We start from the raw sequence: 16,908 nt of genomic DNA on the forward strand, positions 1-16,908 counted from the left end.
CGGGTAGGCACTTTTGGAACCGAAAGTGCCGTAAGAAAACGTGGTGGCAGCAGGAATTTGCCGTATTAAAATGCGAAGCCACGGCAAATTCCGTTACTGGGCACGTATGCGTGAACAGTAACTCGGATGAGATTCGAACCGGAAATGCCTTTGCAAACTCCTGTATTTTTGGTATAATAAAAACACTTAATTGAAATGTATTTCTGGAAGTATTCGAGCATCTGTTTTTTGTGGGAAGAGAAGATTCCGGGCGTACATGGAAGTGGTCAGGAGGGATTTGGAATGGCGAGAGAAGCAGAAGATAGAAGCACACATATCGTATATGAAAAGGACCGCATTGGAGAAGTGAAAATTGCCGATGAGGTAGTGGCGATCATCGCAGGTCTGGCAGCGACCGAGGTAGACGGTGTCGATTCGATGGCTGGCAATATCACAAATGAACTGGTCGGAAAGCTCGGCATGAAAAATTTGAGCAAGGGCGTGAAAGTGACCGTAACCGAGGATCACGTGATTGTGGATCTGTCCTTAAATATGAAATATGGCTACAGCATCCCGGCAGTCAGTGAGAAGGTGCAGGACAAAGTAAAGACAGCGATTGAAAATATGACCGGTCTGATGGTTCTGGAAGTTAATATTAAGATCGCGGGTGTCAATATGCCGGCGGAAGCATAGCAGGTTTCGTGCTTTCGTAGCTTTTCATTTTCTTAACACAAAATACTCAGTTTGACCTTGACGGGGAAAAAACCGTATGATATGATGATCGCGTTAAAAGGGAGTAGTTATAACCATGTAACCAACAGACCCTGAGGATAGTAAACCTCATGGTTACATGCCTTGTGTAAGTCAAATGGCAGTGTGCTTTTGTAACAAAAAGCGTGTGCCGAATGATTCAAATGTGAGGAACAAGACTTTTAGCATATGTGGATGAAACGTATGCTGAAAGTCTTTTTTGTTTTATTAGGAAAAAGCGTCCTATGAAACAAAAACACTCGCATGGATGTATGTCTGGCGCGAAGAAAGACAGCTGCCAGAGCAGGTGTATCCTGGCAAGGGGCTCCAGGAAACAGAATATTTATGAAGGAAAACAAAATTAACAGGAGGAACAACATGGAATTTTTATGGGAAGGCGTCATGGCGATCACGCCGCAGCAGTTTGTGATGTATCTGATCGGCGGGCTTTTGATCTGGCTGGCGGTCAAAAAGGAATACGAACCGGCGCTGCTTCTGCCGATGGGATTCGGCGCGATCATGGTAAACCTGCCATTATCCGGCGTCATTAACCAGGTGACGGAGGGCATCGGGGAGACACAGGGTATTATACAGTGGCTGTTTGAGACGACGATCAGCGCGTCGGAGGCGCTTCCGATTCTGCTCTTTATCGGAATCGGGGCAATGATTGACTTTGGACCGCTTCTGTCACAGCCGATCATGTTTTTATTTGGTGCGGCGGCGCAGTTTGGCATTTTCTTTGCGATCTGTGCGGCATCGCTGATGGGATTCGAACTCAGGGATGCGGCGTCGATCGGAATCATCGGTGCGGCGGATGGACCGACTTCCATTCTGGTTTCTCAAATCATGCATTCCAACTATGTGGGCGCGATCGCGGTGGCGGCGTACTCCTACATGGCGCTGGTGCCAATCATCCAGCCATTTGCGATCCGTCTGGTGACGACGAAAAAAGAACGCCGGATTCACATGACCTACAGTCCGAAAAATGTGTCCAAAACGACCAAGATCGCATTTCCGATTGTGGTTACTATCATTGTCGGACTGATTTCTCCGGCATCGGTGGCGCTGGTCGGATTTCTGATGTTTGGAAACCTGATCCGCGAGTGCGGCGTGCTTCCGGCACTTTCCCAGACGGCACAGAACGAGCTGGCAAACCTGATTACCCTGCTGCTTGGCATCACGATTTCGTTCAGTATGCGTGCGGACGCGTTTGTGCGGGTTGACACGCTTCTGATTATGGGAATCGGTCTGATTGCATTTATCTTTGATACGATCGGCGGTGTGCTGTTTGCTAAATTTATGAACCTGTTTTTGAAGACGAAAATCAATCCGATGATCGGTGCGGCGGGCATTTCCGCATTCCCGATGTCCTCACGCGTGGTGCAGAAGCTGGCAATGGAGGAGGAAAAGGGAAATATTATCCTGATGCATGCAGTCGGCGCCAATGTATCGGGGCAGATCGCCTCGGTCATCGCGGGCGGACTGGTTATTAAGCTGGTAAGCCAGTATTTGTAATATAGGTCTGTCGGACAGATAAAATGGAAAAGGAAGGCTGCACTTGAATGATGAAAAATCAAGAGACAGCCATTGCACTGATTGAGATGGAGGAAAATATCGGATGTGGAATAATTTTTTGATTTCGCTGGCAATTATGGGAAAAGGAATGGCGGGAATTTTCGTCGTTGTCCTGATTATTACGGCAGTGGTGCTGATTTTAGGTAAGTTAAAGTAAAATATAAATTGGAAAAAGTATCTTTCTTTTTTCTTTCAGTTTTATGCAGTTCGTTGACATTCGACAGAGGTAAATCTATAATAGAAACATTGTTTGTAAGAGTTTGAAAGGGCCAGAAGGAGACATGAGAATGAGTCAACGAAATAAAATTCAGCGCCTGCTGCGAAAAGGCGCTTTGGCAACTTGTTTATCCCTGTCAGTTGTGTGCAGCAGCTTATCGGCAGTTACAGCGTATGCAGGACCGGCGGATGATCCGGCAGCGGCAGCACCAGTGATCGGACCGGGCGGTCCGGGAACCACGACCGATAATGCGGCGGCAGGAACTGACACGAACGCGAATGCGGGACAGCAGGCGGATAATTCCTATTATAATCAGACGTTATCTAATCCGGTTGTCAATCCGGTGGACAAGTATTCCTATAGCCAGATGGTAAACGATATTTCGGCGCTGGCAAGCTGTTATCCGGGAACAGTGACCGTGAAATCGATTGGAAAATCGGCGGACGGACGTGATATCTACGATGTGATTGTCGGCAATCCGAACGCATCCAAGAAGATTTTGTTCCAGGGGGCGATTCATGCCAGAGAGTATATCGTTGTACCGCTGATGATGCAGCAGCTCGAGTATCTGGCAGCTGGATTTACGAATAATGGTACCTATATGACGCAGCCGCTTTCTAACATATTGGGACAGGTGGCATTTCATTTTGTGCCGATGCTGAATCCGGATGGAGTCACGATCAGCCAGATGGGCGAGAATGGTATCCAGTCGGAGGAACTGCGCCAGACGATGCAGGCGGCGTACGCGGCGGACAAGGCATCCAGCCGGACAACGGTCAGCTATGAAGAGTATATGAGACGCTGGAAGGCGAATGCACGCGGTGTCGATCTGAACTATAACTTTGCAGCAAACTGGGAGGGAATCAATGTGTCTTTAACCCATCCGTCTGCAAATGGTTATAAGGGAACCAACCCACTGTCAGAGCCGGAGAGCCAGGCAATCGCGAACTTGATTCAGGGAACGGGATTCAATGCGGTTATCAACTATCATGCGATGGGAAATGTGATTTACTGGGATACGCAGAACAACCAGAAAGCGGCAGAGTCCAAGGCGCTGGCAAACGCTGTTCATGCCTTGAATGGTTATTCCGTTCTTGGAAGCAAGGGCGTCGGCGGCTTGAAGGACTGGCTGCAGCAGGCAGCAGGCATCCCTGGTATCACGATCGAGGTAGGACGTTCCACCTGCCCGGTATCTTTCTCGGAATATCCGGCGATCTGGAACCAGAATAAGGCAGTCCCGGCAACGCTGGGATATTATGTGGCGACACATTGATGATGGAATAAAGTGAAATGGAAAATATATTCTTTTTATAAAAATATGGTTTGCAAATTCTGAAATACGATTTTATATAAAATCACAAAAGGGACATTAATTAGAGATGTGTAACTGGAAATTCCGATAAAACAGGGCTGCCGTTATTCCTCAAACGGCAGCTCTTCTTTTCGCAAAAATGTCCGGATCGACTCGTCCCACTCGCGTTCCAGCGTCTTGTCTAACGTAAATTGGTTGAGCGACAGCCCGGTGACACAGCTTAAATGCTGATTTTCATAATGAATATTTAAGAACAGTCCGCCGACCTGCTCCGGGAGCCATTGGCTTTTGCGGGCGGTCAGAAACTGTTCGGTGGCAGCTTTCGGAAGCTTCAAAATGATGGAGAAGCGCTCCGGAAGCTTTTTTCCTTTTATGAGGGAAAAACAGAACGGGCGCAGAGTTTTCCAGGTTGAATATTCTTCAATCTGCCCCTCGGCACGCTCTTCTTCGGAATAAAAGCTTTTATGGACGCGTCCGTCGATGGAGAAGGTGTTGAACGTCACGATCTCCGCTTCCTTGAGCAGAAAGCGGTCAAATGTCTCTCCGATGAACAGTTTCTTGGTAAATAATTTTATATCACAGATATTGCAGGCAATCATATGTGTCCTCGCTGAGATGGTAAATTCGTTATTTTCTGTGTAATGTAGAAACAATAACGTAGATTCTATTTTATCGCAGGCGGGAAGGGGACGCAAGTGACTTCTTATTGGCAAGACGGAGAATTTTAAAATCTTATTAGCACTCAACAAAAATGAGTGCTAATTTTCTATTGACATCTTGGAACGCTGGTATTAAAATAAGAGTCACGGTGATGGAAAATCACAAAAAAGAATTTTACAAGCGTATATTTATGTAGCTGGATAGCAGGATTGGACGCGGCAGAGTGAAACTGCCAGACTCCATTTCCGGGAGCGGATATCCACTGTATTTTGCAATCAAAAGGAGTGTATAGATATGGCAGCAAAAACAGGAAGTTTATCAATCAACAGCGAGAATATTTTCCCGATTATTAAGAAATGGCTTTATTCCGATCATGATATTTTCTATCGTGAGCTGATTTCCAACGGATGCGACGCGATCACGAAGCTGAAAAAGCTGGCGCTGATGGGCGAGTATGAGGAGCCGGGGGAGACGGAGTATAAGATTCAGGTTACCGTTAATTCCGAGGACAAGACGATCACCGTCGAGGATAATGGTATCGGTATGACTGCCGAGGAAGTAGAAGAGTACATTAACCAGATCGCATTTTCCGGTGCACAGGATTTCCTGGCAAAATATAAGGACAAAGCAAACGAAGACCAGATCATCGGTCATTTCGGTTTGGGTTTCTATTCTGCATTCATGGTAGCGGACAAGGTTACGATCGATACTCTTTCTTATAAGAAAGATGCAGAGCCGGTTCACTGGGAGTCTGAGGGCGGCACTGAGTTTGCGATGGATAAGGGCGATAAGGAAGGCAATGGTACCAAGATTGTCCTTTATTTAAATGAAGACAGCACTGAGTTCTGCAATGAGTATCGCGCACGTGAAGTCATCCAGAAGTACTGCTCTTTCATGCCGGTTGAGATTTACCTGAAAAATGCAACGGCAGAGCCGGAGTATGAGACGATCGAGAAGGATCAGCTGACCGACAAGGACACCATCGTTGAGACGGTGGTCGAGGAAGCAAAGACCGAGGAAAAGGAGAAAGAGGACGGCACGAAAGAGACCGTGGAGGTATCTCCGAGAACCGAGAAATATAAGATCCTGAAACGTCCGGTGGCACTGAATGACATTCACCCGCTGTGGAACAAGCATCCGAACGAGTGTACCGAGGAAGAATACAAAGAATTTTACCGCAAGGTATTTATGGATTACAAGGAACCGCTGTTCTGGATTCATCTGAACATGGATTATCCGTTCAACCTGAAAGGTATTCTGTACTTCCCGAAGATCAACATGGAGTACGAGAGCATTGAGGGCACCATCAAGCTGTACAACAACCAGGTATTTATCGCGGATAATATCAAGGAAGTTATTCCGGAGTTCCTGATGCTCTTAAAGGGCGTGATCGACTGCCCGGATCTGCCGTTAAATGTATCGAGAAGTGCGCTGCAGAATGATGGATTTGTAAAGAAGATTTCCGATTACATCACCAAGAAGGTAGCGGACAAGCTGACCGGTATGTGCAAGACAGACCGTGAGACCTATGAGAAATATTGGGACGATATCGCTCCATTTATCAAATTTGGCTGCTTAAAGGATCAGAAATTTGCTGAGAAGATGGATGATTACATCATTTACAAGAATCTGGACGGAAAATATCTGACGCTGAAAGACTGCATGGATAAGGCGAAAGAGGAAGGTCATGAGAACCAGATCTACTATGTAACAAATGAGAAAGAGCAGAGCCAGTATATCAACATGTTCAAGGCAAACGGACAGGATGCGATCATCATGTCTCACAGCATTGATAATCCATTCATCAGCCAGGAAGAGCAGAAGCATGAGAACCTGAAATTCCTGCGTATTGATGCCGATGTCAATGACACGCTGCGCGAGGAAGTGAAGGAAGAGGACAAGGAAGCGCTCAAGAAACAGGAAGAGACGCTGACAGAGACCTTCAAGAAGGCACTGGGCGATGATAAGCTGCAGGTAAAGGTTGAGAAGCTGAAGGATGCTGAGATTTCTTCGATGATCACTCTGTCGGAGGAAACACGCCGTATGCAGGATATGATGAAGATGTACAACATGGGCATGGACGCGTCGATGTTCGGCGGCAGCGGTCAGGTGCTGGTACTCAACGCGAACAACAAGCTCGTTCAGTACGTCTTAGAGCACACGGATGGCGAGAATACGCCGAAGATCTGCGAACAGCTCTACGACCTGGCACAGCTTAGCCACGGTTCCCTGACACCGGAGCGCATGACGAAGTTTATCGCACGGTCGAATGAGATTATGGGTATGATGCTGAACTAAGGATGTCTGGTTTAGGACTGTTTATATAGGAAAATATGTTAAAATATCATATATGATATAATAACGGAGCTGCTGCACGTAAATGTGGCAGCTCTTTTATTACCTGTCGTAAGAGAGCAAATGGGATTCACTATTTCACGAATTTAGTATTTATGATAGAATAGGAGCACTTAGCAAGGTTTTTTCAGATTTGACGGGGAGGTGCGTGTATGTTTGGAATCGGAGGATGGAAACAGGTTGGCGCGACGTTTGATATGAAACGGCAGGCGGCGATCCGGGAGCAGCTGGAACAGGCGGGAATTGAGTATCAGGTCAAGGTGCAGAACCGTCTGAAATCGGGCGTGCTTTCCGGCAATCAGCGGGCGAGGCTGGGAAGTGCGGGAGAAAATGCGGCATCGGAACGGGAATATCTGTTTTATGTGCAGAAAGCAGAGGAGGAAAAGGCGCGCCGTGTGTTAGAAAGCGCCGGAAGATAAAACAGGTATTTTCTGGGAATGAAAGACCTGAATGACGAAGGAGAGAAAATGGGAGAGGGAAACTGGAACGAATCGGATCTTTGGCAGCGGGAGGCAGAAGAAAATGGTCTGCAAACGGAACCTGAGCTGCAGAATGCGGTTCAGAATCCGAAACAAATCCGAAAAACCTGCCGCTGCGAGGTGCGCCGTGTCTGCAATGTCCTCGGCTGGGCGATGGCATTTTTCAGCGTGATGACGGTGCTTGTCAGCATACTTCTGGAAGTGGCTGGCAACGTATGGGCGGACGGAGGCGTGATCAGTACGTTTTTGAACCGGATGGTAAATGCAGCGTGGTATGAGGACGGCGGAAGCACGCTGGTCATCTATGCGCTGGTTCTTCCATTCGTATTTTTAATTCTGCGCCTTGTCCCGGAAGAACGGGCAGAGAAAATGAAGATTAGTTTCCTGCAGTTCTGTATGTTTTTTATTTTGGCACAGGGATTTGGAACTATCTTTAACCTGCTGGGAAATGCAATCAATGATGCGGTGGCGGCAAGTAGCGGCGGCGATGCATCCGCGATGAACCCGGTCAACGAGATGCTGGATTCGCTCTCGCCGGTAATGATTTTATATGTAGGGTTTTTAGGACCAATTATTGAGGAATATATCTTTCGATGGAAACTCTTAAACCGATTGCGCCGTTTTGGCGATAAGGCGGCGATCACCTACACGGCGCTGATGTTTGGTCTGATGCACGGAAATGTGACGCAGTTTCTCTATGCGGCGGTGATTGGCGTGGTTCTGGGATATGTGGCGGTGAAGACGGGACGGATGCGTTATAACTGTCTGCTGCATATTCTGATCAACAGCTGGTCGTTAGTGATAGCGATGCTTGGAACACAGGATACGCTGCTGCCGCTGTTTATCACGTTTCTGATGACCGGGTTTATGGGCTGCACGATCATCGGATCGTTTGTTCTGCTGATTTTCAATTTCCGGAAAATCCGGCTGTCCGATGGGGCAATCCCAGAGGGTGTGAAATTCCGCAATATATGTGGGGCAATGTATGGGAATCTCGGGACAGTGGCATTTATTCTGGTAAGTTTGATTACGATGGCGTTTTTCTTGTCGAGATGATGTGGTGGTCAGTTGCTGTTCACAAGCAGGCACTTTTGGAAGTGAAAGTGCCGTAAGATAACGTGGTGGCAGCAGGAATTAGTTGTATTTAAATGCGAAGCCACGGTAAAATCTGTTACTGGGCACGTGTGCGTGAACAGTAACGCTGTTCACGTGTTTGTCGTGTATTTCACGGGATTATGCTTGACTTCCTACTGTGTGATTACTATAATAAATAGTAATGAATACTACGTGATGTGAATTGCGTAACGGGAGGACGTTATGTTATATAAAATTATTGGTGACAGCTGCATGGATTTGACGGAGGAACTGAAATTGGATCCGCATTTTCAGATGGTTCCGCTGACCCTGCAGATAGGGGATTACAAGGTAACGGATGATGAGACATTTAACCAGAAGGAGTTTCTGGCAAAGGTAAAGGCAAGTTCCGAGTGCCCGAAGACGGCGTGTCCATCGCCGGAGAGCTTCAAGGAAGCATTTGAGGGCGATGCAGAATATATTTTCGTGGTAACGCTTTCGAACCATCTGAGCGGCTGCTACAACTCGGCGGCTTTGGCAAAACGCCTTTATGAGGAAGAGAACGGAACGGACGGAAAGAAGATCGCAGTCATTGATTCCCTGTCGGCGTCGGCGGGCGAGTTAAATATTGCGCTGTTCATCCGGGATCTGTGCGAGAAAGGTCTTCCGTTTGAGGAGATCTGCAGGCAGACGGAGGAATATCGGGATTCGATGAACACGTATTTCGTCATTGAGACGCTTGATTTCTTAAAGAAAAATGGCCGTCTGACCGGTTTAACGGCTTTTATCGCGTCGGCGCTGAATATCAAGCCGGTTATGGGCGCGGACAGCGGTACGATCATCAAGCGTGATCAGGCGCGCGGCATGACCCGGGCGCTCGACCGGATGGCGGAGATTGCGTGCAAAGAGGGCGGCGATACCGCAAGCAAACGTCTGGTGATCGCACACTGTAATAACCCGGAACGTGCTGAGCACGTGAAAGAGATCATGTGTAAAGGGGCAAACTTCCGTGAGGTAGTGATCACGAATACGGCTGGCGTTGCAACCGTATATGCGGGCGACGGCGGAATCATTATGACACTGTAGGGAGAAAGAGTGGGTGATGACAGCTGGAAAGGTGGAAAACGCCGGACAGCTGCGATTGATTGAGGAAAAATGAAGCATACATTTTTTAGTAAATGCACGAAAATGCCGTTCAGATACCGGACGGCATTTCTTTTATCCAGAATTGGAAATTTGACAATTTTGGCAGGAATGACGCTTTTGCTTGGCGGATGCCAGGCGGGAGGTTCCATATGGAAAGAGACAATCTCATTGGAGCCAAAAGACAAAACGGTATCGGAAGAAACGCTTGATCCGGAAACAGATATAGACGGGCAGGTGGAGTCAGAACAGGTAGATGGCGCGGAACTGAGGGTGGAAATGCAGGGGCAGGACGAATCTGGCAAACTTGAGTCAGAACCGGGAGAAAATGATTCAAATGAGTGTTCGCTTCTGTTTGCCGGAGATATCTATTTTTCCAACCATGTTTTAAATGCCTACGACCGTGTGGGAGGTATCGGTGGCGTCCTCGGAGAGAGTTTGCGGGAGACGATCGCGGAGTCTGATATTTTTATGGCAAACCTGGAATTTCCGTTCAGCGACCGGGGAACACAGGCGGCGGATAAACAGTTTACGTTCCGGGTATCGCCGTCCCGCGTGTCTATTTTACAGGAGATCGGACCAGACATCGTGACGGTGGCGAACAACCATGCGCTAGATTACGGTACGGACGCACTGCTGGACACGTGCGATACGCTGGACAGTGCCGGGATTTTGCATGTTGGGGCGGGAAAAAATCTGGAAGAGGCGAAACAGCCGCAGATCATTGAGAAAAATGGAAAAAAGATTGGTTTTCTGGGCGCGTCGCGCGTCTTTCCGACGGGCGGATGGGCGGCAGGATCGTCGCATCCGGGTATGTTTTCGGCGTATGACACGGCTTCGGTCGTGCAGGAGATCCAGAAGGTAAAGAAAGAGTGTGATTATCTGGTTGTCTATGTCCACTGGGGTATCGAGCGGAACACGCAGCCAGAGGCGTACCAGCGGGAGATGGGACATCAGTACATCGACGCGGGCGCTGATCTGGTGGTTGGCAGCCATCCACATGTGCTGCAGGGGATTGAGCTGTATCATGGAAAATGGATTCTGTACAGTCTGGGAAATTTTGTGTTCGGAAGTTCGATTCCGGAGACAATGCTGGTGCAGGCGTCGGTAGATGCACAGGGAGAGACGGCGCTTTCGATTGTGCCTGCAACTTCATCTGCCGGATATACGAGAGAGCTGGACGTGGAGAAGAAAGAGGCGTTTTACCAGAAGATACAGGGGCTTTCGGACGGCGTGCAGATTGATGAGAATGGAAAGGTGCAGGTGCAGTAAAATCAATTCGTCAAATCCTGCCCCTGAAAACACCCGCTTTCCCGCAGTGCCTTGGAAAACGTATTCAAAAACGCCCGCTTATTTCCACTCCATTCCGGTGCGACCAGCAATTTTTTCGGTCCATCGCCGCTGATCCGGTGGATGACCATATCGGGCGGCAGCAGGCGGATACATTCGATCAGCAGCTCAATGTATTCGTCCATTGAAAAGACCGGAAAAGGTGCCTGTTCGTAGAGTTCTGCCAGCTTCGTGCCGCGTAAAATGTGGAGAAGCTGAAGTTTGATGCCGTCGATGGAGGGCTGGAAATCGGCCAGATAGCGGACGGTATCGAGCATCTGGGCTTTCGTTTCATCAGGCAGCCCCAGAATGACATGGACGATGACGGTCAGACCGGCGGCTTTCAGTTCACGGACGGCATTTTCAAAGACCGGGAGGGAATAACCGCGCTGGATGCGCGCGGCACTTTCCTCATGGATAGTCTGAAGTCCCAGTTCCACCCAGACCGGTTTTCGGCGGTTTAAGCGGGCGAGAAGCTCCAGGACATCCGGCGGCAGGCAGTCCGGGCGGGTTCCGATGGACAGGGCGGCCACGTCCGGGTGGGCGATTGCTTCGGAAAAAAGCGGCTCCAGATAGGAGACAGGCGCATAGGTATTTGTGTAGGACTGGAAATATGCGACATATTTTCCACCCTTTATTTTATTTGCGACACGCGCCTTTGCCGCTTCGATCTGTTTGGTCACGGAGGTGTGAGCCGGCTCTGCAAAATCGCCGGAACCGCCGTGGCTGCAGAAAATGCAGCCGCCCGTTCCCAGCGTACCGTCCCGGTTGGGACAGGTCATGCCGCCGTCGAGCGCCAGCTTGTAGATTTTCTGCCCAAATTGGTCTTTCAGCCATGCGTTTAACGAATAGTAGGGACGACCGTCGGAGTAGCAGCGGGGTATGGAGGAATCCGGGTGTTTGCCGGAGGCGGTGGATGCAGGATGGAATGTTTCGGGTAATGATAGGTATGTTTGAGTAGTTTGTTTCATACGAACTCCTGTATTTTACTATATAAATGAAAGCTTACCAGAACCACAGCATTTTGTAAATACACGAAAGAATATCGTATTGAGGCATTTTGAGGAAAATGATATAATATATACAAGAAGTCAGATTAAATCAAAATATCTGAAATCATAATCATATAAGGGGAACAATTGTTAATGTTCCCGGGTAGGCACTTTTGGAACCGAAAGTGCCGAAAGAAAACGTGGTGGCAGCAGGAATTTGCCGTATTAAAATGCGAAGCCACGGCAAATTCCGTTACTGGGCACGTATGCGTGAACAGTAACAAACAATTTGGGGAAAAGGAGAAGGGATATGTCAGTCAAAGAAACACTGAAACAGCTGGAATCTGAGAAAACGAAAGTGCTGATGGCAGAATTATACGGGGCAGAGAAAGCGGAGGAGAACCGGGCGCGTTACCGCTATGTGGCAGAGCGCTTTGAGAAAACATATGGGGAACGTGATATCAAACTGTTTACTTCCCCGGGACGGACGGAGATCAGCGGCAACCACACCGATCACAATCATGGCAAGGTGCTGGCGGGCAGCATTAACCTGGACTGCGTCGGCGCGGCGGCACCGAACGGAACCGACACGATCCGCATATTAAGTGAGACATTTCATCAAAATTTCAGCATCCATTTAAGCGACCTGAAACCGAGTACGGGTATGAGCGGCACCATCGACCTGACGAAGGGCATTTTAAAGGGCTTTGAGGAGAGAGGATACAAGGTCGGCGGATTTGACGCATACATTACCAGCAATGTTATCAGCGCGGCGGGCGTCAGCTCTTCGGCTTCCTATGAGATGCTGATCTGCTCTATGTTAAATACGATGTTTAACGAGGGAAAGATGGATGTTGTCACCTACGCCCACATCGGAAAATATGCAGAAAACAAGTTCTGGAACAAGGCGTCGGGTCTGCTCGATCAGATGGCATGCGCGGTCGGCGGTCTGATTACGATCGATTTTAAAAATCCGGAAGCGCCGGTTGTGGAGAAGATTGATTTTGATTTCGGCGCGCAGGATCACAGCCTGATGATTGTAAATACGGGAAAAGGCCACGCGGATCTGAGCGCAGATTATTCTTCCGTTCCAAACGAGATGAAAAAAGTAGCGCAGTACTTTGGCAAAGAGGTCTGCGCGGAGATTTCCGAGGAAGAGGTGATCGCAAACCTGGCGAAAGTGCGTGCATTTGCGGGAGACCGTTCCGTGATGCGTGCGTTCCATTTCTTTGAGGAAAATAAGAGAGTGGAGCAGGAAGTAAAGGCCCTTCGGGAAAATGATTTTGCTGCTTTTTTGGAGGGAATCACAGCTTCGGGCAATTCTTCCTGGAAATGGCTTCAGAATGTATACACGACTGCAGACGTGCAGGAGCAGGGCATCAGCATTGCACTGGCGCTGACGGAATTGTTTATCGCGAAAAAAGGACGCGGCGCGTGCCGGGTTCATGGCGGCGGCTTTGCCGGTGTTATCATGGCGATGATTCCGAACGATCTGGTGGACGAGTATACAGAATACATTGAAAATGCGATCGGAGAGGGCAATGTATACCGCATGAGCATCCGCCCGCACGGCGCGATCTGTGTGAGCGAGCGCATCTAAAAATTGGGACCTGGAAAGGCGGTGGAATTTATGGGAAATAAAAATTTGATTATCACAATCGAGAGGGAGTACGGAAGCGGCGGACGTATTGTGGGACGCAAGCTGGCAGAGGAGCTGGGGCTTCATTTCTACGACGATGAGATCTTAAAGATGGCGTCGGAGAAGAGTGCAGTCGGAGAGGAATTTTTCCGTTTAGCGGATGAGAAAGCGGGAAACAACCTGTTTCACCGTCTGGCTGGCGCGAAGAAGGCAGATGTGTTCGGAAAGCCGTCCCTGAAAGGCGATGTGACATCGCCGGATAACCTGTTTAAATTCCAGGCGATGGTGATGCGGGAGCTGGCAGAACAGGAACCGTGCGTATTTGTAGGCCGTGCGGCTGGCTATGTGCTGGATCAGGATGAGGAGATCGAAAATCTGGTCCGCATCTTTGTCTATGCCGACCGTGTGCGCCGCGTGCAGCGCGTTATGGAAGTAGACTGCATCAGTGAAGAAAGAGCGAAGAAGCGCATCCGGAAGATTGAGAATGAGCGGAAGAATTATTATAAATATTTTACTGGAAATGACTGGAAAAACATGAAGAACTACGATCTTCCGATCAATACGACCCGCCTCGGACTGGACGAGACGGCGGAGCTGATCAAGGAATATGTGAAGCTGCGCGGGTATATGAAGTAGGGGAAAATGAAAACAACCTGTCTGTGATGCAGGCTAAAAATTTCAGTTGAAGATTGCGGGAAGCAGGGCAGATTTGGAAGATGAGAAGTGCCAGCGGATCGCCAGCTCAATCAGCTCCCAGAATGCTGGGAGAGTGATTCCGGCATTCTGAAATTGCCTTTGATGACAGTAGAATCATTACGACCTTATTACAAATTATTTACGGTTTGAAGTGGTATATTGACGGTCAAAATGGAAAAATGATACAATGATTTCAGAAAGAAAGGGGGAGAAAGCATGAGAAGTGCATCTGAATTTAGGCAAATGGCGCGTGAGACACTGCGCGGAAACTGGAAACTTGCGATGGGAACGGGATTAGCAGCGTCCCTGATCGGTGCGGAGATTGCCGATACGGCGCCAAATGGAATAACAGAGCTGCAAAAAGTGATACAGGCACGACCGGAAGTGAAGAATGTGCTGACGCAGGTATTTCTGATGCGCAGCATGCTTCTGCCCTTGATGCTTTTGCTTATCTGGGGCTTGATGGTGGTTATTATTGGAGGTGCGGGGCAGATGGGATACGCCCGTTTCCATCTGAATCTGGCAGAGAAAAAGGAAGCGTCCTTTTCTGATTTATTTTCCCAGTTTTCGCGGATTACAGATGGCGTGGCGATGGTATTTGTGCGCGGCTTTTATATATTTTGCTGGACCTGCCTGTTTTTCGTTCCGGGTTTCATAAAGACGTACAGCTATGCGATGACACCATATGTGCTGATGGAACATCCAGAATATTCCGCCAACGAGGCGATCACCGAGTCGCGCCGCCTGATGGATGGAAAAAAATGGAATTTATTCTGCCTGACCTTTAGCTTTATCGGCTGGCGGCTGATCTGCAGCATTCAATATATAATACCAGCGGTTCTTTTGTATACACAGGGAAGGCTCAGCGGTGTGACCGTGCTGTTTCTGGCAGCGCTGATGGGAACGCTCAATATTGGCTATCTGTTTCTGCGCCCATATGAGGAGGCGGCATTTGCGGCATTTTATAGGGACGTGCGGGATGAGAAGAGGGAAATAGAAGAGATAGAAATGCAGGATAAGTGGAGTGAGAATGAGCCGGAGGAAAGTGAAAATGCGTGAACTCTGTCTGTACAAAAATGAAATCATTTGCATAGAACTGTGCTTGTGTAAGGATAGACGGAACAATAAAAATCTTTGAAAATCAAATTGGTGAAAGCCCAAGATAAGAATCTGCAATCAAAAATTTCCTCAGAAAGTAGTCAAAATGAAAGCTTTCTGAGGAGTTTTTTTGAGTTGTATTATTTATTTTGTTTTAGTCTATCCGTGCTTTCTCAGACAGCAAATGTTTCTGGCAATAGAAGAATGCCGGAATCAGAAAGGCATCGGCGAGCAGCCATGCAAGCGGAGAGGCAAAACAGATGATGATGTAGCCAAAGATCGGCACCAGCAGGAAGCCGACCATGGCGCGGGCGATCATTTCGCAGACACCTGCCAGGATGGCGAGCAGGCTGTAGCCCATTCCCTGAATCGTGAAACGCCATACATTGACGATTGTCAGAGGTATGTAGAACAGGGAGTTGAAGGTCAGGAACTGGTGCGCCTGATGGATTACAACTGTTTCCGAGGCATCGACGAAGAGAAGCGGAATCACGCCGCCAAACACGGTCAGTACGATGCACGCCGCAATGGAGTAGATGCCGCCGATGAGAGTCGCGGACCGGACGCCCTGGCGGATGCGGTCTACCTTTCCGGCACCGGCGTTCTGTCCGGCGTAGGTTGCCATCGTGCCGCCCAGTGCGTCAAACGGGCAGCAGAAGAACATGCCGATCTTCTGACCTGCGGTAACGGAGGCAACTGCGATGGAACCTAAGGAGTTGATGGCAGTCTGGATGACAACCGAGCCGATCGCGGTGATCGAGTATTGAAGTCCCATTGGCACACCCATTTTGCAGAGAATGTAAATGTGTCTGCCGCTGATGCGCGTTTCCTCATGGTGCATATGCAGGATTTCAAATTTTTTCTTCATATAGATCAGGCAGAGAATACCGGATACTGCCTGAGAGATAACAGTTGCATAGGCAGCTCCGGCGGTGCCGGTTCCGATCTGTACGATGAAAAGCAGATCCAGCGCAATGTTTAAAAGGCTGGATAAAATCAGGAAATAGACCGGCGTTTTGGAGTCGCCGAGCGCACGGATGATGCCCGCCAGCGTATTGTACAGGTAGGTTGCCGGAATACCGGCGAATACGAAGAAAATGTAGCTGTACGCGCCGTCAATGATATTGTCCGGCGTCTGCATCCAGACGAGAATCTGGCGTGTCATCAGGCAGACGATCACGGTCATGACCACGGCAAAACAGGAGGCGATCCATCCGGCATTAGCGACGAAACGGCGCATGTCCTTGTAATCCTGTGCGCCGAACCGCTGTGCAACCGGAATGGAAAACCCGGTGCAGACGCCGATGACGAAACCGTTAATCATAAAGTTGATGGCGGAGGTGGAACCGACCGAAGCCAGCGCATCAACGCCGAGAAATTTTCCAACAATGATCGTATCGACCATGCTGTAAAACTGTTGGAACAGAAGTCCCATCAGCATCGGAACCGCAAAGCCCAGAATCAGCTTTGCCGGGCTCCCGTTTGTCATATCTTTTATGGTAGAGCGTTGCGAAGAGCGGCTCATGGAAAAACCATCCTTTCTAAAAAACGATTATAATAGGCGTTTGCGAAACGCCACAAGCCGCATAAATACGGCATTTTTTGTTACC

At 48.8% G+C, this 16,908-nt stretch carries 14 protein-coding genes; 11 read left to right on the forward strand and 3 right to left on the reverse strand.

What is annotated here, in order from left to right; genetic code table 11:
* The first annotated feature begins 282 nt into the window (after window positions 1–282).
* The 3 genes from PUQ60_RS08565 to PUQ60_RS08575 all read left to right on the forward strand — a co-directional run bounded on the left by PUQ60_RS08565 (window position 283) and on the right by PUQ60_RS08575 (window position 3,794).
* Window positions 283–672, forward strand: coding sequence for an Asp23/Gls24 family envelope stress response protein (locus PUQ60_RS08565; protein ID WP_107001323.1), 390 nt, complete (start codon window positions 283–285; stop codon window positions 670–672).
* 435 nt (window positions 673–1,107) lie between these two features.
* Complete coding sequence (locus PUQ60_RS08570) at window positions 1,108–2,244, forward strand: sodium ion-translocating decarboxylase subunit beta (RefSeq protein WP_118522942.1); 1,137 nt, start codon at window positions 1,108–1,110, stop codon at window positions 2,242–2,244.
* Window positions 2,245–2,591: 347 nt separating this feature from the next.
* Window positions 2,592–3,794 (forward strand): M14 family zinc carboxypeptidase, encoded by a 1,203-nt coding sequence (locus tag PUQ60_RS08575; protein ID WP_273380034.1) that lies wholly within the window; start codon window positions 2,592–2,594, stop codon window positions 3,792–3,794.
* 143 nt (window positions 3,795–3,937) lie between these two features.
* Here the strand turns inward: PUQ60_RS08575 and PUQ60_RS08580 are convergent, their stop codons facing one another.
* A complete protein-coding gene (locus tag PUQ60_RS08580; protein ID WP_107001332.1) occupies window positions 3,938–4,432 on the reverse strand; it encodes a DUF5721 family protein in 495 nt (164 codons plus the stop codon).
* A gap of 355 nt (window positions 4,433–4,787) precedes the next feature.
* Here PUQ60_RS08580 and htpG point away from each other — a divergent pair, with 355 nt between their 5' ends.
* The 5 genes from htpG (at window position 4,788) to PUQ60_RS08605 (ending at window position 10,816) form a co-directional block, all read left to right on the forward strand.
* Entirely contained in the window at window positions 4,788–6,791 is a 2,004-nt protein-coding gene (gene htpG / locus PUQ60_RS08585) for a molecular chaperone HtpG (RefSeq protein WP_118492490.1), read from the forward strand.
* Window positions 6,792–7,000: 209 nt separating this feature from the next.
* Window positions 7,001–7,267, forward strand: coding sequence for a hypothetical protein (locus tag PUQ60_RS08590; RefSeq protein ID WP_273380028.1), 267 nt, complete (start codon window positions 7,001–7,003; stop codon window positions 7,265–7,267).
* A 48-nt stretch (window positions 7,268–7,315) separates the two neighbouring features.
* A complete protein-coding gene (locus PUQ60_RS08595) occupies window positions 7,316–8,383 on the forward strand; it encodes a type II CAAX endopeptidase family protein (protein ID WP_273380026.1) in 1,068 nt (355 codons plus the stop codon).
* Between the two features lie 261 nt (window positions 8,384–8,644).
* On the forward strand, window positions 8,645–9,487 hold the full coding sequence (locus tag PUQ60_RS08600; protein WP_273380024.1) for a DegV family protein: 843 nt from the start codon (window positions 8,645–8,647) through the stop codon (window positions 9,485–9,487).
* A 69-nt stretch (window positions 9,488–9,556) separates the two neighbouring features.
* A complete protein-coding gene (locus PUQ60_RS08605; protein ID WP_273401132.1) occupies window positions 9,557–10,816 on the forward strand; it encodes a CapA family protein in 1,260 nt (419 codons plus the stop codon).
* A 2-nt stretch (window positions 10,817–10,818) separates the two neighbouring features.
* On the opposite strand, the gene PUQ60_RS08610 is transcribed toward PUQ60_RS08605, so the two are convergent.
* Window positions 10,819–11,844 carry a TIGR01212 family radical SAM protein gene (locus tag PUQ60_RS08610; protein WP_273380020.1) on the reverse strand — a complete coding sequence of 342 codons (1,026 nt, stop codon included), beginning with the start codon at window positions 11,842–11,844 and terminating at the stop codon, window positions 10,819–10,821.
* 331 nt (window positions 11,845–12,175) lie between these two features.
* Here PUQ60_RS08610 and PUQ60_RS08615 point away from each other — a divergent pair, with 331 nt between their 5' ends.
* From PUQ60_RS08615 to PUQ60_RS08625, 3 genes are all read left to right on the forward strand, one after another.
* Complete coding sequence (locus PUQ60_RS08615) at window positions 12,176–13,465, forward strand: galactokinase family protein (RefSeq protein WP_022359915.1); 1,290 nt, start codon at window positions 12,176–12,178, stop codon at window positions 13,463–13,465.
* Window positions 13,466–13,495: 30 nt separating this feature from the next.
* On the forward strand, window positions 13,496–14,140 hold the full coding sequence (locus PUQ60_RS08620; protein WP_273381432.1) for a cytidylate kinase-like family protein: 645 nt from the start codon (window positions 13,496–13,498) through the stop codon (window positions 14,138–14,140).
* Between the two features lie 276 nt (window positions 14,141–14,416).
* Window positions 14,417–15,259, forward strand: a complete 843-nt coding sequence (locus tag PUQ60_RS08625) for a DUF975 family protein (protein WP_273381430.1) — start codon at window positions 14,417–14,419, stop codon at window positions 15,257–15,259.
* Window positions 15,260–15,452: 193 nt separating this feature from the next.
* Here PUQ60_RS08625 and PUQ60_RS08630 read toward each other — a convergent pair whose 3' ends face one another.
* Entirely contained in the window at window positions 15,453–16,823 is a 1,371-nt protein-coding gene (locus PUQ60_RS08630; RefSeq protein WP_273381428.1) for an MATE family efflux transporter, read from the reverse strand.
* Between the last annotated feature and the right edge of the window lie 85 nt (window positions 16,824–16,908).

It is taken from the genome of Clostridium sp. AF02-29 (assembly GCF_934835585.1).
GTDB classification, from domain to species: Bacteria; Bacillota; Clostridia; order Lachnospirales; family Lachnospiraceae; genus Otoolea; species Otoolea fessa.

What these genes read in the sequence shown, in the direction of transcription:
- PUQ60_RS08625 (WP_273381430.1), top strand. Translation starts at nt 14,417, where the DNA reads ATGAGAAGTGCATCTGAATTTAGGCAAATGGCGCGTGAGACACTGCGC.
- PUQ60_RS08590 (WP_273380028.1), top strand. Translation starts at nt 7,001, where the DNA reads ATGTTTGGAATCGGAGGATGGAAACAGGTTGGCGCGACGTTTGATATG.
- PUQ60_RS08570 (WP_118522942.1), top strand. Translation starts at nt 1,108, where the DNA reads ATGGAATTTTTATGGGAAGGCGTCATGGCGATCACGCCGCAGCAGTTT.
- PUQ60_RS08630 (WP_273381428.1), bottom strand. Translation starts at nt 16,823, where the DNA reads ATGAGCCGCTCTTCGCAACGCTCTACCATAAAAGATATGACAAACGGG.
- htpG (WP_118492490.1), top strand. Translation starts at nt 4,788, where the DNA reads ATGGCAGCAAAAACAGGAAGTTTATCAATCAACAGCGAGAATATTTTC.
- PUQ60_RS08580 (WP_107001332.1), bottom strand. Translation starts at nt 4,432, where the DNA reads ATGATTGCCTGCAATATCTGTGATATAAAATTATTTACCAAGAAACTG.
- PUQ60_RS08575 (WP_273380034.1), top strand. Translation starts at nt 2,592, where the DNA reads ATGAGTCAACGAAATAAAATTCAGCGCCTGCTGCGAAAAGGCGCTTTG.
- PUQ60_RS08620 (WP_273381432.1), top strand. Translation starts at nt 13,496, where the DNA reads ATGGGAAATAAAAATTTGATTATCACAATCGAGAGGGAGTACGGAAGC.
- PUQ60_RS08615 (WP_022359915.1), top strand. Translation starts at nt 12,176, where the DNA reads ATGTCAGTCAAAGAAACACTGAAACAGCTGGAATCTGAGAAAACGAAA.
- PUQ60_RS08605 (WP_273401132.1), top strand. Translation starts at nt 9,557, where the DNA reads ATGAAGCATACATTTTTTAGTAAATGCACGAAAATGCCGTTCAGATAC.
- PUQ60_RS08600 (WP_273380024.1), top strand. Translation starts at nt 8,645, where the DNA reads ATGTTATATAAAATTATTGGTGACAGCTGCATGGATTTGACGGAGGAA.
- PUQ60_RS08565 (WP_107001323.1), top strand. Translation starts at nt 283, where the DNA reads ATGGCGAGAGAAGCAGAAGATAGAAGCACACATATCGTATATGAAAAG.
- PUQ60_RS08610 (WP_273380020.1), bottom strand. Translation starts at nt 11,844, where the DNA reads ATGAAACAAACTACTCAAACATACCTATCATTACCCGAAACATTCCAT.
- PUQ60_RS08595 (WP_273380026.1), top strand. Translation starts at nt 7,316, where the DNA reads ATGGGAGAGGGAAACTGGAACGAATCGGATCTTTGGCAGCGGGAGGCA.